This window comes from Streptomyces sp. NPDC026417 (genome assembly GCF_055567695.1).
The window spans coordinates 96,344-119,789 of sequence record NZ_JBVHPY010000020.1 but is presented as its reverse complement, the minus strand read 5'-3'; the positions used below and the strand labels follow the sequence as shown (position 1 = coordinate 119,789).

General features: G+C 72.3%; 20 protein-coding genes. 12 read left to right on the top strand and 8 right to left on the bottom strand.

Going from position 1 to position 23,446, the window contains the following annotated elements:
* Nucleotides 1-136: 136 nt before the first annotated feature.
* A complete protein-coding gene (locus tag ACZ4NT_RS28525; protein WP_467728185.1) occupies nt 137-547 on the bottom strand; it encodes a RidA family protein in 411 nt (136 codons plus the stop codon).
* Nucleotides 548-817: 270 nt separating this feature from the next.
* Between ACZ4NT_RS28525 and ACZ4NT_RS28520 the strand changes: the two genes are divergently transcribed.
* The 3 genes from ACZ4NT_RS28520 (at nt 818) to ACZ4NT_RS28510 (ending at nt 3,020) form a co-directional block, all read left to right on the top strand.
* On the top strand, nt 818-1,399 hold the full coding sequence (locus tag ACZ4NT_RS28520; protein ID WP_467728184.1) for a DUF4383 domain-containing protein: 582 nt from the start codon (nt 818-820) through the stop codon (nt 1,397-1,399).
* Nucleotides 1,400-1,513: 114 nt separating this feature from the next.
* A complete protein-coding gene (locus ACZ4NT_RS28515) occupies nt 1,514-1,921 on the top strand; it encodes a WhiB family transcriptional regulator (protein ID WP_467728183.1) in 408 nt (135 codons plus the stop codon).
* Between the two features lie 280 nt (nt 1,922-2,201).
* Nucleotides 2,202-3,020 carry a YqjF family protein gene (locus tag ACZ4NT_RS28510; protein WP_121408958.1) on the top strand — a complete coding sequence of 273 codons (819 nt, stop codon included), beginning with the start codon at nt 2,202-2,204 and terminating at the stop codon, nt 3,018-3,020.
* A gap of 62 nt (nt 3,021-3,082) precedes the next feature.
* On the opposite strand, the gene ACZ4NT_RS28505 is transcribed toward ACZ4NT_RS28510, so the two are convergent.
* Entirely contained in the window at nt 3,083-4,042 is a 960-nt protein-coding gene (locus tag ACZ4NT_RS28505) for a hypothetical protein (protein ID WP_147464446.1), read from the bottom strand.
* A 240-nt stretch (nt 4,043-4,282) separates the two neighbouring features.
* Nucleotides 4,283-4,555 carry a DUF3253 domain-containing protein gene (locus ACZ4NT_RS28500; RefSeq protein ID WP_121408960.1) on the bottom strand — a complete coding sequence of 91 codons (273 nt, stop codon included), beginning with the start codon at nt 4,553-4,555 and terminating at the stop codon, nt 4,283-4,285.
* Nucleotides 4,556-5,417: 862 nt separating this feature from the next.
* On the opposite strand from ACZ4NT_RS28500, the gene ACZ4NT_RS28495 reads away from it, so the two are divergent.
* Complete coding sequence (locus ACZ4NT_RS28495; RefSeq protein WP_467728182.1) at nt 5,418-7,187, top strand: cation:proton antiporter; 1,770 nt, start codon at nt 5,418-5,420, stop codon at nt 7,185-7,187.
* Between the two features lie 90 nt (nt 7,188-7,277).
* Here the strand turns inward: ACZ4NT_RS28495 and ACZ4NT_RS28490 are convergent, their stop codons facing one another.
* Complete coding sequence (locus ACZ4NT_RS28490; RefSeq protein ID WP_467728181.1) at nt 7,278-8,060, bottom strand: SCO4651 family lipoprotein; 783 nt, start codon at nt 8,058-8,060, stop codon at nt 7,278-7,280.
* A gap of 266 nt (nt 8,061-8,326) precedes the next feature.
* Here ACZ4NT_RS28490 and ACZ4NT_RS28485 point away from each other — a divergent pair, with 266 nt between their 5' ends.
* The 3 genes from ACZ4NT_RS28485 to ACZ4NT_RS28475 all read left to right on the top strand — a co-directional run bounded on the left by ACZ4NT_RS28485 (nt 8,327) and on the right by ACZ4NT_RS28475 (nt 11,139).
* Nucleotides 8,327-8,953, top strand: a complete 627-nt coding sequence (locus ACZ4NT_RS28485) for an ATP-binding protein (RefSeq protein ID WP_467728180.1) — start codon at nt 8,327-8,329, stop codon at nt 8,951-8,953.
* Nucleotides 8,954-9,235: 282 nt separating this feature from the next.
* On the top strand, nt 9,236-9,790 hold the full coding sequence (locus ACZ4NT_RS28480) for a SigE family RNA polymerase sigma factor (protein WP_467728179.1): 555 nt from the start codon (nt 9,236-9,238) through the stop codon (nt 9,788-9,790).
* The gene (locus ACZ4NT_RS28475; RefSeq protein WP_467728178.1) at nt 9,787-11,139 is read left to right on the top strand and encodes an outer membrane protein assembly factor BamB family protein; all 1,353 of its coding nucleotides are present in this window, start codon (nt 9,787-9,789) and stop codon (nt 11,137-11,139) included. The genes ACZ4NT_RS28480 and ACZ4NT_RS28475 overlap by 4 nt, the downstream gene beginning before the upstream one ends.
* A gap of 129 nt (nt 11,140-11,268) precedes the next feature.
* Here ACZ4NT_RS28475 and ACZ4NT_RS28470 read toward each other — a convergent pair whose 3' ends face one another.
* Complete coding sequence (locus ACZ4NT_RS28470; RefSeq protein WP_121408965.1) at nt 11,269-13,179, bottom strand: PAS domain S-box protein; 1,911 nt, start codon at nt 13,177-13,179, stop codon at nt 11,269-11,271.
* 354 nt (nt 13,180-13,533) lie between these two features.
* Between ACZ4NT_RS28470 and ACZ4NT_RS28465 the strand changes: the two genes are divergently transcribed.
* Nucleotides 13,534-14,280: a DUF4142 domain-containing protein gene (locus ACZ4NT_RS28465; RefSeq protein ID WP_183117230.1), complete on the top strand. Its 747-nt coding sequence runs from the start codon at nt 13,534-13,536 to the stop codon at nt 14,278-14,280.
* 180 nt (nt 14,281-14,460) lie between these two features.
* Here the strand turns inward: ACZ4NT_RS28465 and ACZ4NT_RS28460 are convergent, their stop codons facing one another.
* On the bottom strand, nt 14,461-14,994 hold the full coding sequence (locus ACZ4NT_RS28460; RefSeq protein ID WP_467728177.1) for a cupin domain-containing protein: 534 nt from the start codon (nt 14,992-14,994) through the stop codon (nt 14,461-14,463).
* Between the two features lie 242 nt (nt 14,995-15,236).
* Here ACZ4NT_RS28460 and ACZ4NT_RS28455 point away from each other — a divergent pair, with 242 nt between their 5' ends.
* From ACZ4NT_RS28455 to ACZ4NT_RS28445, 3 genes are all read left to right on the top strand, one after another.
* Entirely contained in the window at nt 15,237-16,721 is a 1,485-nt protein-coding gene (locus ACZ4NT_RS28455) for a hypothetical protein (RefSeq protein ID WP_467728176.1), read from the top strand.
* Nucleotides 16,722-16,854: 133 nt separating this feature from the next.
* Nucleotides 16,855-18,153, top strand: a complete 1,299-nt coding sequence (locus ACZ4NT_RS28450; RefSeq protein WP_467728175.1) for an AAA family ATPase — start codon at nt 16,855-16,857, stop codon at nt 18,151-18,153.
* Nucleotides 18,154-18,275: 122 nt separating this feature from the next.
* Nucleotides 18,276-19,481 (top strand): vWA domain-containing protein, encoded by a 1,206-nt coding sequence (locus ACZ4NT_RS28445; protein WP_467728174.1) that lies wholly within the window; start codon nt 18,276-18,278, stop codon nt 19,479-19,481.
* Between the two features lie 193 nt (nt 19,482-19,674).
* On the opposite strand, the gene ACZ4NT_RS28440 is transcribed toward ACZ4NT_RS28445, so the two are convergent.
* Nucleotides 19,675-21,912 (bottom strand): SpoIIE family protein phosphatase, encoded by a 2,238-nt coding sequence (locus tag ACZ4NT_RS28440; protein WP_467728173.1) that lies wholly within the window; start codon nt 21,910-21,912, stop codon nt 19,675-19,677.
* A gap of 147 nt (nt 21,913-22,059) precedes the next feature.
* Nucleotides 22,060-22,590, bottom strand: coding sequence for a GNAT family N-acetyltransferase (locus ACZ4NT_RS28435; RefSeq protein ID WP_467728172.1), 531 nt, complete (start codon nt 22,588-22,590; stop codon nt 22,060-22,062).
* 148 nt (nt 22,591-22,738) lie between these two features.
* Here ACZ4NT_RS28435 and ACZ4NT_RS28430 point away from each other — a divergent pair, with 148 nt between their 5' ends.
* Nucleotides 22,739-23,428, top strand: a complete 690-nt coding sequence (locus tag ACZ4NT_RS28430) for a VanZ family protein (RefSeq protein ID WP_467728171.1) — start codon at nt 22,739-22,741, stop codon at nt 23,426-23,428.
* Nucleotides 23,429-23,446: the final 18 nt, after the last annotated feature.

Sequence of the window (23,446 nt, the reverse complement as noted above, 5' to 3'; positions counted from 1 at the left end):
CACCGCTGCGGCATCGTCAGCCGACTCGGACCCTCGCATGCCGCCAGGCTAGGCGACATGCGTCCAAGGCGCGATGCCCGGCGCCCGGCAACACCGACGGCTCGTGCAACCGCCCCGGACCGGGAAGGACGGAGCCTCAGTCGGGCAGGGCCACCGTCAGGTCCACCTCGACGAGTTGTCCGGGAAAGCCCAGCTGGGCAACCCCCAGCAGGGTGCTGGCGGTGGTGAACGCCGGGCCGAGGGCGGAGTCGTTGAGCCGGCGCCACGCGGCTGCGAGTACCTCCCTGTCCTCGCTCCGTACGTAGATCACCGACCGCACCACGTGCTGCGGCAGGGCGCTCACCGCGGCCAGGGCCGTGAGCGCGTTCGCGACCACCTGGTCGACCTGTGGTGCGAGGGAACCGGGACCGGCCAGGTCGCCGTTCGGATGGAGCGGGCACTGTCCCGCCAGGTAGGCCGTACGGCCCGCCTCCACCACGGTGACGTGGTGGTAGCCGGGTGTGCGGTGCAGCGACTCGGGGTTGATGCGGGTGATGTTGTCCGTCACGTCCGTGAGTCTGACCCGCGTTCGTCCCGGATGCACGGGAGTTTTCCCGGAGTCGGCTCACGGTTGCGGTCGAGGGAGACCGGAGAAGGTCCCGGATGCCGACCGGTGGTGAGGCGCGCATCCTGCGGGCCGGCCGACCCGCGCGTCCGGGAGTCACCCGGATGGAGTGCAACCGTCCGCGGCGCCGGGGGCGAATACCGGACATGGCGCCCGTTGATGCGGCGCAGCCACGGCGGGACGACGAGGTCCCGGCCTCCGGAAGGGATGCACATGAAACTCAGCGACGAGTTGCCCGTCGATCACACCCTGGCCTCGGTCTACCGCTACGGCGCCGCCTTCTGCGGCCTGGTCCTGCTCGTCTTCGGCGTCCTCGGGTTCGCCGACCGGCTGAGCCCGTTCACCACGGACGGACAGCGTGTCGCGGGCATGTCGACCAACGGCGTCCTCAGCCTCGTCTCCGTGGTCGTCGCGCTGGCCCTCATCGGCGGTGCGGTCGTCGGCGGCAACTTCGCGTCGACGCTCAACATGGTCGTCGGCACGCTGTTCCTGCTGAGCGGGTTCGCGCACATCTTCATCCTCGACAAGGCGCCCAACGTGCTCGACTTCGGGATGACCAACGTGATGTTCAGCTTCGTCATGGGACTCGTCATCCTCACCTTCGGGATGTACGGCCGGGTCTCCAGCAAGCTCTCGCACGACAACCCCTACTGGCGGCGTCGTCACGCACGGGAGGCGGCGAAGGAATCCCTGGCCCGCCGACGGGCGGAGCAGGCCCCCGCCGGACTCCCCGCGGAGGCTGAACGCCCCGCGGTCACCTCCGCGGCCAGGGCGGCGGACCAACCCCCGGCCTGAGCGTCCGGGCCGGGCTGACCCACGCCGGCCGCCCACGTGCCGACCCTGCGAGGCACATATGGCTCATCCAGGAGAAATTGCTTATATTTCTGTCTACCTCTGCCGGGTCACGCGGTGCTGCGAGCGCCGCGGTACTGGGCGCTGCCCGTGAACGGGCGGCACATGATCGGCGGAGGCCCCGATGCGTTCTTCGATGCCACCTTCCCCCTGCGGCTGCTGCCCGTCCGTGCCCGGCGACGGCACCGGTCGCACGACGGACCGGAGGGGGGTCCAGACGTGAACTGGCGCGATGCGGCGGCTTGCCGCTTCGAGGATCCCGAACTCTTCTTCCCGATCGGCGAGGACGGCCTGTCGCGCCGGCAGGCCGAGCAGGCCCGCGCCGTCTGCCACCGATGTCCCGTGATGACGGCCTGCCGCGCCTGGGCTCTGCGCAACGGTGAACGAGACGGTGTCTGGGGCGCGATGACCGCGGACGAACGCCGGAGGCGACGCCTCGGGCGTCTGGCCGGGAGCGAGCCCTAGCCGGACACGTCCCGGGAGCGAGCCCTAGCCGGACACGTCCCGGGAGCGATCAGGCCGGTCGCTGCATCCGGCACCCACCCACGGCCCGAATAGGCGGTGGGCAACGTCGAGGGTCCGCATCCGTCGGGCCCTGCGCGGCAAGCGTGCAGGTCAGAGGCCCGTGACCGGACTCCGGTGCCGCCCGTCGGGCGGCGCCGTGCCGTCCGGACGCCGGGACTTCCGGGCCCGCCGGCGCCGGATCGCTCGACCGGGGTACGTCAATGGAGGCCGAGGAAGCGTCATGCACCACACCCCGCGCACCCGCCACGGTGCCGCAGCGTCCCGCCGGGCCGAGGAGATCACCGCTCTCGCGCCCAGGCCGCTGCGGCACGTCCTGTTCCGGCAGCAATGGCGGGACCTGGTGTTCCTGCACTGGCCCGCCGACCCCTTCGAGATCGCACGGCTTCTTCCGCCGGGCACGGTGCCCGACCTGCACAACGGCCGCACCTACGTGGGCCTGGTGTTCTTCCGCATGCGGGACCTCGCCCTGGGCCGGACGCGCGCGCTGCCGTACCTGGGCAGCTTCGGTGAGGTCAACGTACGTCTCTACAGCCGGGATGCGCTGGGGCGGCGCGGTGTGGTGTTCCGGTCGCTCGACTGCGACCGGCTGCTTCCGGTGCTCGCGGCCGAGGCGGCGTTCCGGCTGCCGTACCGGTGGTCCCGGATCCGCTCGCAATGGTTCGACAGCCGCCTGATGTACCGGACACGCCGCCGGGGGCCCTCGGGCGCGGGGGCATCGGTATGGGTCGACGTCCACGACGAGCCGGTGTCGCCGAGCCCCCTCGAGGAGTTCCTGACCTACCGCTGGGGCCTGCACGGGCGGGCGTTCGGGCGGTCGTACTACCTGCCCAACGCGCATCCCACCTGGAACTTCCATGCCTGCACCCTGCTCGACCGGGACGACTCACTGATCGCGGCGGCCGGGCTCAGCACCCCGGCGCAGGAACCCGTCAGCCTGCTGTACTCCCCCGGCCTACCGGTCCGGTTCGGCACGCCGGAATTCCTTCCCGTGCCCGGGGCCGATCCGCGCCCGGTACCCGGTTTGGGTCCGCGCCACTGAGCCCGTACGCCCGCACGGCAACCGTACGACGGGCCCCTGTGAGGCCGACCTTCACCGGCCGGTCACGAGCGCAGGAGCGTGATCGCGCCCGTCGCGGCGACGCCACCGCCGGTCGTCACGAGGAAGCGCATCCCCGTCGGCTCCGGCGCCACCTCGACCTCGGCGCCGCACGCGGGCACCGGCGCGAGCAGGTCCACGCGCAGACCGATGACAGCCGCAGCCGTCAAGCCACAGCTCAGCAGCGCGGCCTGCCGCCCGGCTTCCATCACCGCGGGGGCCGCCATCCTGCCGGGTCGGCTGCCGAGCAGGACCGGGTGCCCGGGATCGCGCGGCGCGATCACCAGCCGCCCTTGTGGCGCACGGGCGAGCAGCACGTCGGCGTCGGTCGCGGCCCCCATCCCGGCAGCCGCGGGGTAGAGCAGGGTCGCGGAAGGCGCCTCGTCCCCGACCCGCGCATCCCCTGATTCCTGACGCGCGAATCGCATGCTGCACGAACCGAAGGGCCTGCCCTCGTGCAGGTACTCGGCCGTGACCCGATAGGCGGCGACCGCACCGCCTTCCGACGCGAGATCGCTCACGACGACCCGGACGGAGACATCGGTGGCACTGCCCGTCTCCCTGGGCCGCGTGTGCGGGTCGAAACCCAGGCTGACGGAGACAGGCTCCAGCGGTGCGCTGTCAGATCGCCTCGGATCCGCTCCGGCCAGGGCCACGGCGAGCTGACGCGTGGACTCGACCATGATCAGCGGGTGGTGGGGCACGGCGGTCAGGGAACGTTCGTTGAGCGGGTGCAGGCGTGGCCACTGGCAGTGGGCCGCGAAGCAGTGGCTTCCCAGCCGGCGCAGGGAGACGACCAGCATCGACGCCATGGTCTCCAGGCCGATCGTGCGCCAGGTGAGCGCCACCTGGGCCTCGGGCAGCTCCGCCCGCGGGGCCCTGGCCTCCTGGAACGGATCGCGCCCGCGAGTCTCGTCCGTCCGGTCACCGGGCTCGGACCGCCAGTCCACCGCCACAGCATGCATCCGGGTCTCCTGCCCGTGAGAGACAACGGCCGTCGGCCGCGTCGGCGTCCCCACGACCACTTCGCGCGACGTGGCGTGACCGGATGCACGACTCGTGCGGAAGAGTCCGTTCTGTCGATGCGGGCACACCTGGCGCGCACCCCGGGATCGCGCCGGGGCGAGGTCGGCGACAGCTGTGCGTACGGCGGGCAGCGGCGTGGCACCCGGCCCGACCCCGGACCCGCCTGCCTCCGCCGTGTGTCAGCGGGCGCGGCGGATACGGATCGGGCCGCGGGCCCGGGCCGGCTCGACGGGGTGGCCGCCCTGCGTGATCTCCACCTCGCCGGCCTCCACCAGCCGCTCGGCCGCGCTGCGGGCCGGGTCCATGAGCTCGCGCCAGCCGTCGTCGTCCCCGTCGTACACCGCCCGCGCGGCGTCGGAGGGACAGATCGTCGAGGTCGGTGCACGACGTTCCAGCAGATCCAGGATGGCCCGTTCCAGGCGCCGGCCCGTCTCCCGTTCGTTGTCCGTCACCCCACCAGTGTCGCAACAACGGCGGCGGGAGCCGAGTCCACCGGAGCAGGTGAGGGCGCGTGGCGGGGAGAGTCCGGCCCCGGAGCGGGGGTGGGCCCCGGCGGGCCGGGAGCAGCCGCCCCGGGGTGACCGGCTCGGCGGCCGGCGGCGGCACGCCGGTGTCCGATGCCGTGGGCGTCCGGCACGTGAGGCTCGATGCCCGGCCCGCTGAGCTGATCCCCGGTCTGCCGGGCCGACGCCCGGCGCGCTGGGCCCGACCGCCGGCCCGCTGGGCCGACCGAGCGAAAAGTCCCGCCGGACAGCTCAGTGGCGCCTCACCCGACCGCCCGCCCCGCTGCGCCCGGTGGTTCCTTGGCCCCAGGGCCGAAACCGGGGCCGGCAGACACGAGGACACGGCCGGCGAGGGGACAGGTGATCGTCGAATGCAGCGCGGAGGAGCCGCCGAGCGACGTTCCCGGACGCTCATGGCCTGCCCCCCGACCGCCCTCGTCCGCGCGGCTCCCGGACGCCGGCCCCGCCGCACGGTTCCTCCTGGCGGTAATTCATCGCGCCGTACGGCTTCAGCGGTGCGACCGGCATCGGCGACGCCGCCGCCTCGGTGGACGGCCGACCGGGACGGGCCCCGGCATCACGGTCCTGCCGCCGCCTGCGGGGGCCGCGTGGGTCTGCCGTTCCCGGGGGGCCGCATCGGGTGTCCGCCGGATCGGCCCTCCCGATCGGTGATCCCGTCGGCCACGACCCGAATCCCCTCGGCACGGGCCGGACTGCGCGGTGCCCGGACGGGCGAGCACGCGAAGGCCTCCGGTGCTGACCGGTGCGCGGGTGCCTCCCCCGCTCTGCAGACTCGACGCGCGGAGGCGCCATGACGGACGACCAGATCCTTCTCGGACTCGCCCTGACCGTGGTGCTGGCCACCGGTTCGCAGATCCTGGCGACCAAGCTGCGTGTCCCCGCACTGATCCTGCTCCTGCCCGCCGGCTTCGCTGCCGGCGCCCTCACCGACGTCATCCACCCCGACGAGCTCATGGGGCCGAATTTCTCGGCCCTGGTGTCCCTCGCCGTCGCGGTGATCCTCTATGACGCCGGTCTGGGACTCAACCTGCGCAATCTCACCGGGCGGACACGCTGGATCGTCGGCAGACTCCTGCTGTTCGGCGTGCTGGTGACCTTTCTCGTCGTCGCGGCCGTGTCACCTGCGCTGCTCGGCATGCCCCTGCGCGTGGCCGCGATGCTCGGGGTCATCCTGGTCGTGTCCGGACCGACCGTCGTGGGCCCGCTGCTCGACTACGTACGCCCGAACGACAAAGTGCGACGCATCCTGATCTGGGAAGGCACGCTGACCGACCCGATCGGCGGCATCCTCGGCGCGCTCGTCTTCCATGCCATCGCCTCGACGCACCGGGTCGACATCGGCCGGGGTTACCAGCTCGGCCAGTTCGCCATCAGCATGGTCGTCGGGCTCGTCGGCGGGGCGGTGGGGGTGGCGCTGCTGTGGTGGACGCTGCGGGTCATGCGGCTCGGCGAGACGCTCGGCACCCTGGCGCAACTCGCCACGGTGATCGCCGTCTCGGCCGGCTGTGACATCGTCCGGGACGACACGGGCCTGATCGCGGCGATCGTCCTGGGACTGGCCGTCACCAACATCCGCGGCTTCGACATGCCCGCGCGCCGGCCGTTCTTCGTGACCCTCGTGCAGCTCATCATCGGGCTGCTGTTCGTCTCCATCTCGTCCACCGTCACGCCGTCGTCGCTGACACCGGTCCTGCTGCCCTCTCTCGCGCTGATCGCCATCCTCGTCCTGGTGGTACGTCCTCTGGTCGCCTTCGCCGCGAGCTACGGTTCGGGGCTGACCAGAGGGGAGCGGGCCTTCATCGGGTGGATGGACCCACGCGGAATCGTCGCCGCCGCCACGGCGTCGGCGTTCTCCGCGAGCCTCGTCGACCGGGGCGTGGGCGGCGCCGCCAAAATCCTCCCGGTGACGTTCCTGGTGATCGTGGGGACGGTTCTGCTGTACTCACTGACGGCTGCCCCGGTGGCCCGGCGGCTGGGGGTCGTCAAACCCACGGGTACGCGCGTCCTTCTCGTGGGCGGCGAACCCTGGGTCATCGGCATGGGAGAGGCTCTGCAGTCGGCCGGTCTCGACCTGCTCATGTGGGCCGGCGCCGATGAGGAGCGCGAGCGCATCAGGGACGCCGGCATCCCCCTCGCCAAGGGTGATCTGCTGGCCACGGCCACCAACCCGGGCGCACGGCTCGAGGGCGTCACGGCGGTGTTTCTGGCCACGAACGACGACGATTTCAACGCACTCGCCTCCGTGGTCATGAAGGGGAACGTCGAGGGGCCCGTCTACCGGGTCGGTCCTCCGCACGAGAGCCACGGGGTGGTGGCCCCCTACACCGGCGGCGACATCCTCTTCGGCCGCTCCCTCGTCCGCCACGCCCTGGCAGCGCGCTACGAAGAGGGGGCCCGGTTCGTGGTGCAGCCCGCTTCCGCTCCCCAGCCGCCCGGCCACGAGACCCTGTTCGTGGTGAGGGGGGACCAGCGCCTCGACCCGGTCACCGAACACCGCCCGGTCACACCGCAGGGCGGCGACACCCTCGTGCTGCTCGCCCCGGGACGATCCCCGCTGTGAGCGGCGCCGTCGCCGGGGTCCCGTCGTCCTCCACCGGGCCGGGGTGGCGTACGGGGAGAGCCCGGTGGCGCATCCGGCCTCACCTGGGGGTCAGCCGTTCAGAGCGCCCGTGGCACTGCGCACCGGGAAGGTCTCGACGGCCTCGGGGACCGTCATGCGCACCGGCTTGCCGAAATCCGAGAGCCCCATCGTCACGGTCACGCTCGTACCCGACAGGTTCAGGGTCATCCGGGCCTGCACCAGACGGTTGGCGCTGCCGACCCACGCGTCCACGAAGACCGGCAGGTCGCTGCCGAGGCTGTCCCGGGCCCGGTCGGTCTTCTTCCGGACGTCCTGGGCCATCCGCTTCGTGAGGGCGCGGTGGCCGAGCATGCCCCGGTAGTGCGTCGCGCGCTCACCCCGGACGCTCTCCTCGCCCTCCTTGGAGACTTCGCGCATCGAGGACACCTGGTCCAGCACGTGCTCGGGATCGTTGAGCGGAGCGCGCAGCAGGTAGTGGGCCTCGGCCTCGTCGCGGGTCATGACGCCCCACGCGTCCTCGCCCTTCCCCTTCCGGCCGACGTAGACCTTGTCGCCCGCGAATATCTCGTCGCTGTGGCTGACGGCACCGCCGGGCAGGTCCACCGCGAGACTTCCCCGGTCCCGCGCCAGGTCGAAGCCGCCCTTGACGGTGAGGACGTACTCCTCGCTCCCGTCGGCGATCGTGATCGTCTCGTCGATCCGCGCCGTGTCCTCGGTGACGGCCGCGACGGCTGCCCGGACCGTCTTGCGGTGGTCGGCGGCCGGCGAAGCGGTGTCCTCGCTCTCGGCACCGGCCGAGGAACAGCCGGCGCACAGCAGCACGACCGCCACGGGCAACAGAGGACGACGCATCGGATTCTCCATGAGTCAGGGGGGCGAGTACTCGCTCGGACCGCCGCCGACATGACGGGTCCTGCATGCCTCGAAACGGTGCGCATCGGCGCGCAGTTGAGACTGCGACTTCGTCCGCAAGTGGATCGTATAAGGAGCGAGTGCCCGTCCACGAGCCGCATGCGCGGGGGCCGGACCCCCACCGTGAGGAGCCCGGCCCATACGGTCGGGACGCCTCCCTCGACGCCGCCGTCCTCCCTCCGGCGCGCGGCGCGCATACTGCCGTGATGAGCCCGAACGGACCTGCCTGGCGCAACACCACGCACGACTGGGCACGCACCGTCGACGTCGACCACCTGCGGCACATCCGCCGGCACGCCGACGCGTACGCGCCCGGCGGTACGGCGCACCTGATCCTCGAAGTCATGGCCTATGCGGCCGACGAGGCCGAGTCACTGCACGGCGGCCGCTGTCGCGTCACTGTGCACCGCGACGGGTCCGTCTCCGTCACCGACACCGGACGGGGCACCGACACCCGCTTCGACGAACACGGACAGCCCGTGAGGAAGCCGGTCATGGCGACGAAGGACCTCCGCTTCTTCGACCGTCCCGCCCCTCCCCTCCTGCCCGACGGCCACCCGCGCCGGGGCATGTCGGTCGTCGCCGCACTCAGCACCTGGCTCGTCCACACCAACCGCCGCGGGAACGGCTCCTGGACCCAGCACTACACACACGGCATCCCCACGACGGATCTGGTCCCGATCGCGTCCGGCACCGTCTCCGGGACGACCGTCCGGTTCCGGCCCGACCCCTCCCTTTCCGGCCTGGGCGGCACCTTCGTCGAAGAGTTGACGCACGTCACGGAGCACTGGCCTCGCTTGACCGTCGAAGTCGGCGACGACCGCCCGACTTGACGCCGGAACGCTCGGCCTCCTCGTCCACGAGGGAGTGCGGGGCATCGGGGTGGGGCGCGACCGCAAGGAGGCGCTCGGCAGGGGCTTGCGGTGGCGGGCCGCGCCGCGCCCGGGAGACGGCACGCAAGTCCGCGGCGCTCGCGGGCCCGCGTCACCGACGCCGGCTCCGGACCAACCGGCTCCGGCGCGGCGGCAGTCCGGGTCGATGAGCGGTGCTCGACCACAGGCATAGATCCGCGATGGTCCGCGCGTCCTTGGGAGCGTCAGGAAACGGGAGGGCATATGGACCCGCAGGACCACGAGAGATTCCGGGACTTCGTCGACACCCGGTGGGGCGCACTGCTGTGCCTGGCGAACCTGCTCACGGGCGGCGACCGGCACGAGGCGGAGGATCTCGTGCAGATCGCCCTCATGAAGGCGCTGGGCCGGTGGCGGCACATCGACGACCCGGAGGGCTATGTACGCAAGGTGATGTACCGGCATCAGATCAGCCGCTGGCGGCTGCGTCGCCCGCACCGCGAGGCGACGTTCGCCGCGGTACCGCACGACCTCGGCGTCGCGGACGCCACGTCCGCCGCAGATCTGCGGATCACGGTGGCCCAGGCGCTCACCCGGCTGACCCCGCGACAGCGCACGATGCTCGTGCTGCGCTACTTCGAGGATCTGTCCGAGTCGGAGGTGGCTGGGGTCCTGGGCTGCTCCGTGGGCACGGTGCGCAGTACCACCTACCGGTCGTTGGCCCGGCTGCGCGGCCTGGCGCCGGAGTTGGACGGCATGACGCAGCAGACGACCGCAGCAGTCCCCAGCACCAACGTGGCGAAGGGAGCCCACACATGAACGCCGACCAGCTGGACCGCGCGATCCGTGACGTGCTGCACGAGTGGACCCCCGGCGATTCCAGTGCCCCCGTGCACATCGTCGACCGCCTGGTACGGCGTCGGCGGCGGCGCATCCTGGTGCGCGTCGCCGGCACGACCCTCGGCCTGACCGGCATCGCCTTCGGTGCCGTCCTCGCCACGGGCACCGGCGGCGACGGCTCGCAGCCGCCGGCCCACCGGGTCAGCACGCAGAGCAAGCTGCTGTGGCAGACCACGCTGCCGGTCGCGTCCTGGGATGCCTGCACCACGGATTCCGGCACCGTCTACTGCCGGGGGCCGGCGTATGACGGCATCGGCGTGGACGCCGGCACCGGAAAGGTAGCGTGGAAGCAGAAGTCCGAGGGCCACGACAGCGGGGGCTCTCCGGCAGGTTCGCTGCCCGGGGTCCGCGACGGGGTGCTGTACACCTACGCCGATCACTCCCCCGGGGCCGGCACAGCCGGGACCGACCTCGTCGCCCTCGACATCGACAGCCGTCAGGTGCTGTGGAGGCACAAGCTGGCCGACGACAGTCGCAACGCGTCCTCCGCCGTGCTGTTCGACGGCGGAGTCCTCGCCAACACACCGACGTTCAAGAAGGTGGCCGCGCTGGACGACACCACGGGCCGGACGCTCTGGACGCACGCGTGGAAGCAGGCCGACTGCGAGCGGACGGCCATCGGCGGCGTCCCGTATCTGATGTGCTCGCCGGACAGCGAGAAGGCCCCGCAGAACAGCAGTGTGGTCCGGCTGGACCCGGCGACCGGTGAGCCGCGGACGGTCGCCACCGTCCCGGGCCCCAGCGCGTACATCGGCACGGACGGGGACGCCGTGCTGCTGGCCGGCCGGTCCGACGGCCCGGGCGGACCCGCCACGCTGACCCGGGTGAATCTCGGTTCGGGCAAGGTGTCGCAGCATCGCGTCGACGGGGCGCCGGGGGGCGTGGTCGCCGACGGCATGCTTCTGTCGCCCGGCAGGAACGGCAAGGCCGTGGCGTACTCGGCCGTCGACGGCAAGCTGCTGTGGTCGCGCGATCTGGGGCTGGAACTGCGCAAGGACCCGAACGACCCCATGATGCGGGAGTTGCCGTCCGCCGCCGCGGTGGATCCCGGCAGCCGGGTGGCGTACTACCTCGATCCGTCCGGGCATCTCGTGGGGCTCGACCTCGACAGCGGTGCGGTGCGCTGGCGCGGCCGGGTGCAGGTGCCGGATGCCCCCGTGGAGGCCGGCATCGCGCCGGAGCTGATGGTCGACGGCCACAGCCTCATCGGCCAGGTCGGCGGAGAGCTCTTCCGCATCAAGCCCGTACTGCCCGAGGACGGTTCGTAGCCGGGGCGGGCGGAGCGCGCGCGGGTCCCGGCCGGAAGGCCGGGGCCCGCGTCGGCGAGGGGTACGAGCGAGCACCTTCGAGCAAGCCGACCGGGCGAAGCGTCCTCACGCAGGGTCCGGCTGTCCGAATCAGGGACCGAGGTCCGGCAACTGGAGCGAGAACCAGACGGCTTTGCCCTCCTGGGTGGGCAATGTGCCCCATGCGGTGGCCAGTTGGTCGAGCAGGGCCAGTCCGCGGCCGGATTCCTCGTCGAGTGCCGCCGTTCTCGCCTGCGGCAGGACCGGACTGCCGTCGCAGACCTCGACGTTGAGTTCGTCCCGGGTCCGCCGCAGTCGCAGCCTCAGGGGGTCGCAGGCGTGACGCACCGAATTGGCGAGCAGCTCGGAGGCCAGCAGACAGGCCGTGTCGGTGAGATCGTCGCAGCCCCAGTCCTGCAGCGTACGGCGGAGAAAACGGCGCCCCTCCCCCACGCTGACCGGTTGCGCCGGGAGCAGTGCGGACACCGCGGTCAGTGGCGCGGGAGGGATGCGGGCGAGGAGCAGGGTCACGTCGTCGGCATAGTCCTGGGGGTCGGGCAGCAGGGCGGCGAGGACCGCGTCGGCGGCCTGTTCCAGACAGGCGGTGCCCACGATGGCCTTCTCCAGGGCGACGGCCAGGGCGCCGAGCTGCTCCTCGATGTCACTGGTGGGGGTCTCCACCAGCCCGTCGGTGTACAGGGCGAGTACCGAGCCCGGAGGTACCGTCAGCCTGGTCTCCTGGTGGGGTACCTCGCCCACTCCGAGCGGCACGCTGACCGTGACCGGGAGCCTGCGGGCCTGTCCGGTGCGATCGACGTGCAGCACGGGCAGGTGTCCGGCGCTGCACACGGTCAGCGCGCTCTCGTCCGGATCCAGGATCAGGTAGCAGCAGGTGACGAGCTGGTCGGGCATCTCGCTGACGACGGCGTCCAGGGCCCGCATCAGCTGCCAGGGCGGCATCCCGGTCTTGGCCAGGGCGTGGGAGGCCGAACGCAGCTGCCCCATGACGGCGGCCGCCTCCAGGCCGCGGCCCATGACGTCACCGATCAGCACGCCTACGCGACCGCCGCCCAGAGCGATCAGATCGAACCAGTCGCCACCCACGCCCGCGCCCTGGCGGGCCGGAAAGTAGCGGCTGGAGGTGTCCATCCCGGGAAGCGGGGCGGGTGAGCCCATCAGGCTGCGCTGCAGGGTCAGCGCCACATGGCGCTGCTGCTCGTAGAGTTCGGCGAGTTGGGCCTCGGCGGCCTTGCGCTCGCTGACGTCGCGGATGGCGGCGGAGACCAGGGTGCCGTCCGGCGTCTCCAGGGGGCTGAGGCTGATCTCGACCGGGAACTCGATGCCGTCCTTGCGCAGTCCGTGCAGGTCGAGACCGGCGCCCATGGGGCGCACGCGGCGGTTGTCGACGTAGCCGTGGCGGTGGGCGGGGTGGAACTGGTGGAAGCGCTCGGGGACCAGGACTTCCACCTGGCGTCCGAGGAGTTCCTCCCGTCGGTAGCCGAAGAGGGTCTCGGTCTGGGCGTTGACCAGTTGGATGACACCGGCGTCGTCCACGATGACGATGGCGTCGGGAGCCGCTTCCAGCAGGGCGCGGAACCGCGCCTCGGCGGCCTGCCGTTCGCTGACGTCCCGTACCGCGGCCGAGATGAGGAGCCCGTCAGGGGTCTGCAGCGGGCTGATGCTGATCTCGACCGGGAACTCGTCGCCGTCCCGGCGCAGCCCGTACAGTTCGAGGTTGGCGCCCATGGGGCGGACCTGCTGATTGTCGGAGTAGCCGTGCCGGTGGGCCGGATGCTGGGCGCGGAAGCGCTGCGGCACCAGCATCTCCACGGGACGGCCGAGCAGTTCGCTCCGGGGATATCCGAACAGGGTCTCGGTCTGGGCGTTGACCAGACGGATCACCCCGGCGTCGTCCACGATCACCATCGCGTCCGGAGCGGCCTCCAGCAGCGCGCGGAACGGTTCTTCAGTTACGGGGATCGTGCGGGATCTCGCAGGTGACTTACGGTGGCCCGGTTCCATGGCACATCTCAGCATCAACCGGACCCCGCACAGGCGGCTTGTCACCAAACGACCACTTGTGACGCCCGCTTGCCCGACTCGTGCCCTCATCGATCGACGCCCTGAGGGCTTCTTGGTGCGGATTCAGGGGTTCGCACACCATTCCTGCGAGCGTCCATGCGACCCTGTGGCCACCTCGCCGAAGGGCCTCGTCGGGCCGCGCTCGCACCCGGCCCCTGCCCGAGGCGCCGGTGAAGCCTCTGCCGGTGTGACGGACAACACAAAGCACAGTGCAAAATTTACCCGGGGCAATGATGAAAACGCCCCTGGCATTCGTATCCCCTGACACACAGCCAGTTCACATCAGGAGGCACGATGCCCATCTCCCGCAACGCCGCCGGGACCGTGTTCGTGATGGGTGCGCTCGGCCTGACCGTTGCCGCTCTTGCCTACCCCGCCATGCTCGGCATGCAGAACACGTCGTCGGACACCTCGCGCATCATCGCCAACACCCGGTACGGCCCCCTGACCGAGGCCGACCGTGACTTCGTGGTCAAGGTGCGCGCGGCGGGGCTCTGGGAGTACCCCTTGGGCGAGATCGTGATGCAGCGCGGCACGACGAAGGCGATGAAGGAGGCCGGCGCGCACCTGATCGTGGGCCACGCCGGGCTCGACGAGCTGTGCCGCAAGATCGCACCGGAGCTGAACATCACCCTGCCGAACCAGGCCAGTCCGCAGCAGCAGCAGTTCGTGGCGACCGTCGACTCCAGGAACGGCAAGGAATTCGATTCCACGGCGGTGAACATCATGCGCATCACGCACGGCCAGATCTTCCCGGTGGTCAGCAAGATCCGCGCCAACACGCAGAACACCCTGGTACGCCAGCTCGCCGACCTGGCCAACGACACGGTGCTGGACCACATGACCGTGCTGGAGAAGACGGGCATGGTGAACTACGACCAGGTCAACTTCCAGCAGACCAGTCCGCCCAAGCTGCCCGCGGACCAGGTCACTCCGCCCCCGCCCCAGCCCGGGTCGCCGGTGCTCGTCCTCAAGCCGCGCAAGGACCTGAACGTCCAGACGAGTACGCCCTCGCCCGCTCCCACCCCGACCGTCGGATGACGGGAGCCGGGCCCCTCTCCCGCCGTCGTCCGGCGGAGCACCACCCCCGATGAATCAGGTGTCGGGCGCGACCGGGAGGTCCGCCGCCCACCCGGGGGGTGCGGCTCCGCCTCGTCCATGCGCACGAGGGGCTCGGCCCCGATGGGTGGCCCCCGCGCGGACAGGACGCGGGGGCCCACGTCAGGTGCTGCGCCCCTCGGGTCCGGGCACCGCCGCGGACGCCGGGAGCGGTTCCGTCGGAGCCGCGAAGGAACGCGTGCGGTAGCGACCGCGGAATTCCTCCAGCAAGGCGTCGGTCACCTCGGCTCCCGCCCCCACGGCCGCGTGGACGTCGCGGAAGTAGTCCTCGTATCCGGCGGGGGTGTACAGGCACAGGGCCCTGGCCGTCGACGCACCCCTGTTGCGGAAGCCGTGCGGAGTGCCGCGCGTGGCGGCGAGCAGGTGCCCGGGCCCGGCCGTCGTCTCACCGTCCCCGGTGTGCAGCGTCAACTCGCCTTCCAGCACGTAGAAGTACTCGTCGTGGCCGTCGTGCACGTGCGGTCTGGCGCCGATGGTGCCGGGTGCGAGGCTGAACTCCTCGAAGGCGAAGTGCCCTCCCGTGTGCTCGCCGGTGAGCCGGAAGAAGTGGGCGACACCGGCGACGTCGATGAGTTCCCCGTCCGCGGGACGGCGCAGCAGCGGACGGTCCGGACGAGATGCTTCCTGATCGCTCATCGGGTCATTGTGGGTGACGACCGGCGACCGGTGCCCGGCCCGTCGGGGGCCCGCCTCATCGGGCCGGTGGGTGCCGTTCGTGGCCCGCCGATCCACCGGATGCGCGCCGTGGGACGTCCACCGCCGGGTCCGGGCAGCGGAATTGGCGCATGACAGATCTTCATCGGCGTGGTTACGATGCGCGGGATGAAGAACTTCTCCTCTCGCGGATTGGGGGAATCATTCGCGCAAGGTGAGTGCTGATGGCACATCACTTCGCGAATGGGATTCCGCCCCACCTGTCCATGTGGCAGCGCGTACGCGAGTACGCCGTGCCACCGTCCATGATCGAGAAGGCGGCCGCGCGACGAGCGGTCGGCGACTGGGCGGGGGCCTGCGCCGCAGCCCGTGTCTACGTGGATCTCGATCTGCGCGCCGTGCGCGACCGCCACGGCACCGATCTCACCAGACGCCTCCGTGGTGACCTGCGTCGGCTGGCGCCGGATCTGCTCCGGTGGCACATGCCCCGCATCGCTCCCGACGGACGGCTCCGCCCCGGCCTCACCATCTCGCTTGCCCGCTACGTGAGTTGCTCCGGCACACCGCTGCACCTGGTGGTGCGGACGCCTCCGGCCCGGGCGGACGGCGGACAGTGCATGTCGCTCGCCGTGTGGGAGGGTCCGGGAAGCGGCTCCCTGGGGCAGCACCCGCATCCACATCCCGAGCGGCGTTTCCGGCTGGACCTGCACCGGCACCTCTGGGACGCCGGGCGGGCCGCGGAGCTGGCCTCGCGGTGCGGCGCGCCGGGAGCCTGTCCCCCGACGAGCTCCGGGCTCGGTCACGTCCCGCGTCCGCCGTTCCCGGCGGAGACGGCCGATCGGCTCGACTCCCGCTGGTCGACGCCGCGTTGGGCCGCCGAGGCGGAGTTGCTGCTCCGTGCCGAGGGGCTTCCCCGCGGGGCCTTCACCGTGCGGCTCGACGCCCGGCGCCGAGCCGTGCTCGAACTCGTCGCCCCGGACGACAGCCACGTCCCGGCGTTCCGTGCGCTGCGGGAGGGTGCCCTGGCACCGCAGGAGGTCGCGGCGCTCCCGATACTGCCGGAGGCGGCGGCCCGGGTCCTGCCGGACCTGGAACTGCTGCAGGCGGGGCTCATCCCGGCCGGGAAACTGCATCCTCTCGTCGCCTCGGTCCTGGCTCCGGACGGCTCGACGCCCGTCGGTCCACTCGCCCCTGCATCCGGAGATCCGCACCACGTGGAGTGCCGGGGCGAGGTCCACCGGATTGCGCTGCGGGACGGCGTGTTGACCGCGGTCGACCACGATCCCGTGCAACTACGGCGCGAGGAACTGCTCGTGGCGCTCGGCGGGCCCGCACTGCCCTGCCTGCGGGCGATCGACGCGGTGCACCGCGATCCGGAGGCACTGCCCGCGGTCCGGGAACGACTGTGCCATGGCGACGTCACCGGAGCGCTCGACGTGGTCGAAGGGCTGCTCGGTCCCGGCGCGATCCTGCGCGACGGGCCACTCCGTGAGGAGCTGGAGTCGGCCATGGCCCGCCGCGTCGAACACGGACTCTTCCGCTCTGGGCTGCATCCCGTGCACCCCGCCGCCGGCCCAGGCGGCGAGAACAAAACCGGCGTGACGCGAGCCGGGACGGACCATCGCCCCCGCCTCGAACGGCACACGCCGATTTCCGTGCGCCGCAAACTGAGCAGCCGCTCCCGGCCTCGCATCGGTCTGGCTCCCTGACAGGAGCGCGATCGGCGCGAGCCGGTCCACGCCACCCCCACCTCCCACTCCTCCGCTGCGCGCCGTGCGCCGCACCCCCTCATGAGCCTCGGTACGGGCCTTCCCGTTCCCTCGACCCACTCCAGGTGATCCCATGACATCCAGCACGATCCTGCACGCGCCGACTCCGTCCGCCGACCAGCCCGCGTCCTCCCGCGCGAAGGAGACGGGCGCCCATCTCGCCCTCGCCGAAGACCTGTTGACCCTCCTGCGGACGACCACCACCGAGCAGCGCCCCGACGAGCAGCTCGAAGCACTCACCCTGGCCGTCGCCGCGGACCTGCCCGTGCTGCTCTGGGGCGAGCCGGGCATCGGCAAGACCGCGGCCCTGACCCAGCTGGCCGCCTCTCTGGACCTGCCGCTGACCACCGTGATCGCCAGCGTCCACGAACCGTCCGACTTCTCGGGACTGCCGATCGTGGGCGAGGACCCGGCGGTTCAGGGAGTTCCCATGGCTCCGCCGCAGTGGGCCGTCGAGCTCGTTCGAGCGGGGCGCGGCCTGCTCTTCCTGGACGAACTCTCCACCGCCACGCCGGCCGTACAGGCGGCACTGCTCCGGGTCGTCCTGGAGCGTCGGGTCGGCGCGCTGCAACTGCCGCCGGGTGTGCGGATCGTGGCCGCCGCCAATCCACGGGCGTCGGCGGCGGACGGATGGGAGCTGAGCCCGCCCCTGGCCAACCGGTTCGTCCACCTGTACTGGGTGCACGACCAGGAGGTGGTGGTGCGCGGACTCGGCGGTGTCTGGCCCCGGGCGGAGCTTCCGCGCCTGGCGCCCGAGCGCCTGCCGGAGGCCGTCGCCTTCTCGCGGCGCGTGGTCTGCGGATTTCTGGCCGCCCGGCCGACGCTGATCCACCGGTTGCCGAGCAGCGAGACCCGGCGCGGGGGTGCCTGGCCTTCGCCCCGCAGCTGGGACGCCGCCCTGACGCTGCTCGCCTTCGGTACGGCCGCCTCGGTCTCCCGCGACGTCTTGGCCCTGCTCGTCCGGGGTGCGGTGGGCGACGGGCCCGGTCTCGAACTCCTCGCCTATCTGGACCGGCTGGACCTGCCGGACCCGGAGTCGTTGCTGGCCGACCCGGCCGCCGCCGAGCTGCCGGAACGGGGCGACGTCCGGCAGGCGACCCTGGAATCGGTCGTCGCCGCCGTCGGCGCGCGGCCGGACCGGAAGCGCTGGGAGGCGGGCTGGGCCGTGCTGGTCCGCGCGCTGGAGACGGGGGCCGCTGATCTGCTGGTCGCCCCGGCGAAGGCGCTGGCCGCGCTGCGGCGCGACGACTGGGAGGTACCGGAGACGATGGAACGACTGGCCCCGGTGATCGGCCTGACCCGGACGGCGGACAGGTCGTTGAGCCGGGTCCCCGGCCTGGCCGTGGCGGGCCGTGCGGGGGCGGGCCGATGACCGCCACTCCCGGACCTCCGGCTCCACGTCCGCGTCCGTTGCCCCGGCCCGCGCCGCCGCGCCCCGTGCGGGCCACCGTGCCGGGGCCTCCGGCCGGCCCCGGCGAACCGGCGCCGTTGGACATGGAGAAATTGCTCGCCGCCCGGCTCCACGCGGTGAAGGCACGGCCCTACCTCGCCCATGCGCTCTTCGCGCTGCATGTCGTCGAGGACCGCTCGGTGTCCACGATGGCGGTCGACGTGCACTGGCGTTGCTACGTCTCCCCCGGGTTCGTGGCACGGATGCCGGTGGAGGAACTGGCGAGCGTCTGGGTGCACGAGGTCTCCCACCTGCTCAGGGACCACCACGGCCGGAGCGAGCGGTACGCACGGCAGCACGAGGCCCACGGTCCGGGCGAACGGCTGCGGCGGAACATCGCCGCGGACTTCGAGATCAACGACGACCTCTACGGGGACGGTCTGCCGCTCCCCACGGGAGCGGTGCTGCCCTCGCTGCTGCGGCTGCCCCCGGGGCTGCTGATGGAGGAGTACCTGCGGACGGCGTCGATGTCCGGACTCGCGGCCGATCTGGCCTGGCTGGACTGCGGCGCCGGCGCCGATGGGCAGGACCGCCCGTGGGAGCTGGGGCCTGACGGGGCGCACGGGCTGACCCGGCAGCAACGGGACGCGGTCCGCTTCCGGGTCGCGGAGGGCATCAAGGGCCGGCCCGGCGAGGCACCACAGGGGTGGCGCCGCTGGGCGGACGAGGCGTTCCACCCGCCGCAGCCGTGGCGGCAGTTGCTGGGGGCCGCCGTCCGCTCGGCGGCGGGTGCGCCCGGCGCGGGCGAGAACCACAGCTACCGGCGCCCGTCCCGTCGTTCCGCCAGTGTCCCCGGGGTGGTGCTGCCGAGCCTGCGCCGGACGCCTCCCCGTGTCTGCGTCGTGATCGACACCTCGGGCTCGGTGAGCGACGCCGAGCTGGGCAGCGCACTGCTGGAGGTGGCGGCGATCACGCGAGCGGTGGGCGGCCGGCGTGACCTCGTCTCGGTCATCTCCTGCGATGCGGCGGCCGGGGTCGCCGTTCCGCTCTGCCGGGCCGAGAACATCGAGCTGATCGGCGGCGGCGGCACCGATCTGCGCTCGGGTTTCGCCCGGGCACTGCGCTCCCAGCCGCGTCCGGACGTGGTCGTGGCGCTGACGGACGGTCAGACTCCATGGCCCTCGGCACCGCCGCCCTGCCGTACGGTCGTCGGCCTCTTCCCCCGGCCCATGCGCGACCGGGACGAGAAGAACCCCGAATACGTCCCCGACACCCCGCCTTCCTGGGCGCGCGTCGTCACCATCAGTTGACCGGGCGAGCGGGCGGTGTCGCCGACCCGCCGCGTCGGGAGGCACGGTCGGCGTCCCCTGCGCGGTCACGACGACCGAACAGAGTTCCTCGCCGGCATCACCGCGTCGCGGACACCGGCCGGCCCGGCCGGCTCCGAGCAGTCGTGGGCGCGGTCGCTTCCGCCGCTGCCCGGGCCGGCGGCGCGGCACACCGTCAGCGCACGGTCCGCGGGGCGGCCCGGACGTCCGTGGCAGCGGGGCCGGTCACGGTCAGGACGAGGGCGGCCTGGTCGTCGTCGATGGTGCGGTCGTCGCTGAAGGCGTGGACCGCCCGGGTGAGGGTGTCGAGGACGGCGGGGGCGCGGTGCGGTCCCGGCGTGACGGCCCGGAGGAGACGGTCCTCGCCGAACTGCTCCCCCGTGGCGTCGCGTGCCTCGGTGATGCCGTCGGTGTAGAGGACCAGGCTCTCGCCGTGGGCGAGATGGAGGCCCCGGGTGGACAGGCGGGGGTCGGCCAGTGCGCCGAGCAGGCAGCCCTCGCTCTCGACCAGGTGGGCACCGGCCGCCGTGAGGTGCAGCGGAAGCGTGTGGCCCGCACGGACGTACTCGATGTCCAGCCCGTCACCCGAGGGCCTGAAATGGCCGTAGACGAGGGTGACGAAACCGGTGCCGTGACTGCCGTGCCGGTTGGTCAGGGCACGGTTGACCGCCTGGACGACCGCCTGCGGGTCGGGCAGCAGCGGAGCGACCGCGCGGGCGGTGTGGCGGACGAGCGCGGTGGTGGTGGCGGCGAGCGCCCCACGGCCGCAGACGTCCCCGAGCATGAAGGCCCAGCGTCCGTCCCCGAGGGGGAAGACGTCGTAGAAGTCCCCGCCGATCTCCAGCCCCTCACCCGCGGGATGGTAGTAGGTGGCCAGTTCCGCACCGGGCAGCGCGGGCAGCTCGGGGAGGAGGAGACCGGCCTGCAGGTCACGGGCGAGGGTGACGCGCTGGTTGTACTGGCGCGCGTTGTGCGCGGCGGTGGCGGCGCGCCGCGCGACCTCCTCGGCCAGCGCCACGGCGTGCCCGTCGAAGGCCTGGTCGCCGGTGCTGAGCAGGGTCAGGGCGCCGAAGGTCTGCCCCCGGTCGGTCAGCGGAATGCACAGATAGCCGGTGACGTCCAGGTCGGGCCAGGGGCCGGGACCCGTGGGAGTGCGGCGCGCGACCTCGGTCAGGGACGTGGCCAGGACGCGGGCGACGGCGTCGTCGTCGGCGTCGTACACCGGGATGTGTGAGGCCAGCAGTTGCCGCTCGCGCTCGGTGGGCGCCGCCGTGGCGATCCGGCGCACTCGGCCGGCCTCGACGATGTCGACCGCGCACAGCGGCGCCAGCGCCGGCACGCACAGGGTGGCCAGCCGCTGCAGGGTCTGGGTGTGGTCGAGGTCCGCGCTCAGCGCGGTACTGGCCCGCAGCAGGAACGCGAGGTCGTCCCGGGCGGCCTTCTCCCGGGTCTCGGCGGCCAGCCGGGCCCGCTCGGCGTGGTGGCGCTCGATGGCCAGCGCCGCGGTGCCTGCGAAGACGCCGGCGAGCGCGAGGTCGGCTTCACTGGGCGCGCGCGGGGTGCGGTGGTACATCGCGAACGTGCCCAGCAGCCGTCCGTCGCTGGCGAGGATCGGGGTGGACCAGCAGGCGGCGACACGGGCCCGGTCGGCCAGGTCGCGGAAGTCGTCCCAGAACGGGTCAGTGGCGATGTCGGAGACGATGACCTTCTGCCGGCGGTGCGCGGCGGTCCCGCAGGAGCCGACGCCCTCACCGGTCGCGATGCCGTCGATGGCCTGGTTGTAGAAGTCCGGCAGGCTCGGGGCGGTGCCGTGCCGCAGATGGCGGCCGTCGGCGTCGGCGAGCAGGACCGACACCAGAACGCCGGGAGACAGCGTCTCGATGACGTTCGCCATGCCCTCCAGGACCTCCTCCAGAGGCGCCTGGCGGGCGATCTGCTCCAGCAGAGCGCGGTGCTCGGCGGTCAGCCGCTGGGCGTGCTTGGCCTGGGTGGTCTCCACCCCGATCATCCGTACGCCGATGACGTTGCCGCCGGTGTCCCGGCGCGGCTCGTAGGTGAAGTCGAAGAACGCCTCCCGGGCCTGCGGACCCGTCCCCAGCAGCACTCGGGCGTCGCGGCCGGTGTAGGGCACGCCGGTGCGGTACACGCGGTCCAGCAGCGCGATGAAGCCCTGGTCGGCCAGCTCGGGCATCAGCTCCCCGATCGGCAGCCCGGTACGGGGGCGGTCGCCACGGCCGATGGCGGTGAAGAACGCCGCGTTCGCCGCTTCCAGGAGATGGGCGGGCCCGGCCATCGACGCGAAGAGGGCCGTCGACTCACCGAACAGCGCCCGTAGATCCTCGTCGACAGCGGGCGCCGTACCGGCCGCGTCCGGCCGCGCCGCGCGAATCGGCCGCTGCGGTGTGCTGGTCATCTTCTCCGCCCCTAGGACAACGGCCGCTGTTCTGTCACAGAACAGACTTTCATGAACACCCCGGTCGGCAGCAAGGGGCTCCCTGCGACCCGGGCGCGGGCAAGGGGGGAGGGACCGTGGCCGTCCGCCGGCAGAGTCCCCACGGCTCTAGAGAGTGATCCAGTAACGCCGCTTGCCGCCGCCGTCGGTGGCGCGGACATCCTCCAGAACACCCCCGTTGGCCTCGATACTGCGCGCCGATCCCACGTTGTCCTCGTCGCAGGTGACGAGGACCCTGTCCAGACTGAGCGCGCGGGCGTCGGGCAGCACCGACCCGAGGGCCCAGGTCGCCAGGCCTCGCCTGCGGGCGGAGGGCCGGATGCTGTAACCGATGTGGCCGCCTGCGTCGAGCAGGAAGGCGTTCAGGTAGTGCCGCAGGTCGATGGCGCCCAGATACCGGTCGTCCTCCACGATCCACCAGTGGGTGGCGTGGACGCGCCCCTCCCCCAGGACGGCCGACATGTCCGACTGCCGCTTCAGCTCCTCGACCCACGCGGAGAAGGACCGGGGATCGGTGAGGTCTGCGCCCGGCGCGAGTCGCAGACCGGTCCCGTCCTGGTGGGCGCCCGGGGGCCACTCGTCACGCGCCCCGAGCCATGAGGCGTGGAGCCGCCCGGTGGGTGTGATCAGTGCAGGCATGCGCGCGACGATAACACTCAACTCGTTTTCCGGATCGTGGAGTTGCTCAAGCGTGCGAGGACCGCCTGGTGGCAGCGGACGCCGTGTGTCGCGGGCGTATCGAAAAGCGCATACGCCACCGCAACGGCCCCCGGTCTGCAATGGGGTCATGACCCACGACGCATCCTCGTCCGCACCGTCCCGCCGCACGCGGCGGATCATGCTTCTCGGCCTGGCGGTCCTCGGCGGAGTGAGTGCCGCGTACGTGGTGCGGCGCCCGCTCATGATGTCCGCTCCCATGTGCATGGCCGGGCGGTGGCACGGCTGCTTCGACACGTTCAACGGCGTGGTGCTCATGACGCTGGTCACGGTGCCGCCGGCCGTGCTCGTCGCGTGGGCGCTGGCACACCGCCGGCGTGCCGCCGGCACCGCGGGGGCGTGGCGGATGTCGGTGGCCGAGGTGGGCATGGTCCACGGGACGGTGCCGTTCGTATGGCTGACCATGATGCCGGGCGGCGACGCCGGCACGGCACCGGCCCGGGTGAGCCTCGTACCGCTGCGGGACCTGGTCACGATGGGGGCCCTCGGGATCGTCGGCAACCTGTTGGTCTTCGCGGCGCTGGGGTTCTTCGCTCCGATGCGGTTCGCGGCCCTGGCCTCGGTGTGGCGGATCATGGCCCTCGGAGCGGGCTGCTCGGTCCTGGTCGAGAGCGCGCAGTACGTCCTGCGGCTGGACCGGGTGTCCTCCGTGGACGACGTGCTGGTCAACACCGCGGGCGCCGTACTGGCCGCGCTGGCGTCGCGCCGACGGTGGCGGGCGACGGCGCAGCCGCACCCCGCGCCGGTCCCGGCGGGCTGAGTCGCACGGGTGCGCCCG

Bases quoted from the DNA above. Each gene is read 5' to 3' on its own strand.
- ACZ4NT_RS28465 (WP_183117230.1), top strand. From the start codon at position 13,534: ATGCCCATCTCCCGCAACGCCGCCGGGACCGTGTTCGTGATGGGTGCG.
- ACZ4NT_RS28495 (WP_467728182.1), top strand. From the start codon at position 5,418: ATGACGGACGACCAGATCCTTCTCGGACTCGCCCTGACCGTGGTGCTG.
- ACZ4NT_RS28450 (WP_467728175.1), top strand. From the start codon at position 16,855: ATGACATCCAGCACGATCCTGCACGCGCCGACTCCGTCCGCCGACCAG.
- ACZ4NT_RS28455 (WP_467728176.1), top strand. From the start codon at position 15,237: ATGGCACATCACTTCGCGAATGGGATTCCGCCCCACCTGTCCATGTGG.
- ACZ4NT_RS28520 (WP_467728184.1), top strand. From the start codon at position 818: ATGAAACTCAGCGACGAGTTGCCCGTCGATCACACCCTGGCCTCGGTC.
- ACZ4NT_RS28480 (WP_467728179.1), top strand. From the start codon at position 9,236: ATGGACCCGCAGGACCACGAGAGATTCCGGGACTTCGTCGACACCCGG.
- ACZ4NT_RS28485 (WP_467728180.1), top strand. From the start codon at position 8,327: ATGAGCCCGAACGGACCTGCCTGGCGCAACACCACGCACGACTGGGCA.
- ACZ4NT_RS28430 (WP_467728171.1), top strand. From the start codon at position 22,739: ATGACCCACGACGCATCCTCGTCCGCACCGTCCCGCCGCACGCGGCGG.
- ACZ4NT_RS28490 (WP_467728181.1), bottom strand. From the start codon at position 8,060: ATGCGTCGTCCTCTGTTGCCCGTGGCGGTCGTGCTGCTGTGCGCCGGC.
- ACZ4NT_RS28440 (WP_467728173.1), bottom strand. From the start codon at position 21,912: ATGACCAGCACACCGCAGCGGCCGATTCGCGCGGCGCGGCCGGACGCG.
- ACZ4NT_RS28475 (WP_467728178.1), top strand. From the start codon at position 9,787: ATGAACGCCGACCAGCTGGACCGCGCGATCCGTGACGTGCTGCACGAG.
- ACZ4NT_RS28435 (WP_467728172.1), bottom strand. From the start codon at position 22,590: ATGCCTGCACTGATCACACCCACCGGGCGGCTCCACGCCTCATGGCTC.
- ACZ4NT_RS28470 (WP_121408965.1), bottom strand. From the start codon at position 13,179: ATGGAACCGGGCCACCGTAAGTCACCTGCGAGATCCCGCACGATCCCC.
- ACZ4NT_RS28445 (WP_467728174.1), top strand. From the start codon at position 18,276: ATGGAGAAATTGCTCGCCGCCCGGCTCCACGCGGTGAAGGCACGGCCC.
- ACZ4NT_RS28510 (WP_121408958.1), top strand. From the start codon at position 2,202: ATGCACCACACCCCGCGCACCCGCCACGGTGCCGCAGCGTCCCGCCGG.
- ACZ4NT_RS28505 (WP_147464446.1), bottom strand. From the start codon at position 4,042: ATGCATGCTGTGGCGGTGGACTGGCGGTCCGAGCCCGGTGACCGGACG.
- ACZ4NT_RS28460 (WP_467728177.1), bottom strand. From the start codon at position 14,994: ATGAGCGATCAGGAAGCATCTCGTCCGGACCGTCCGCTGCTGCGCCGT.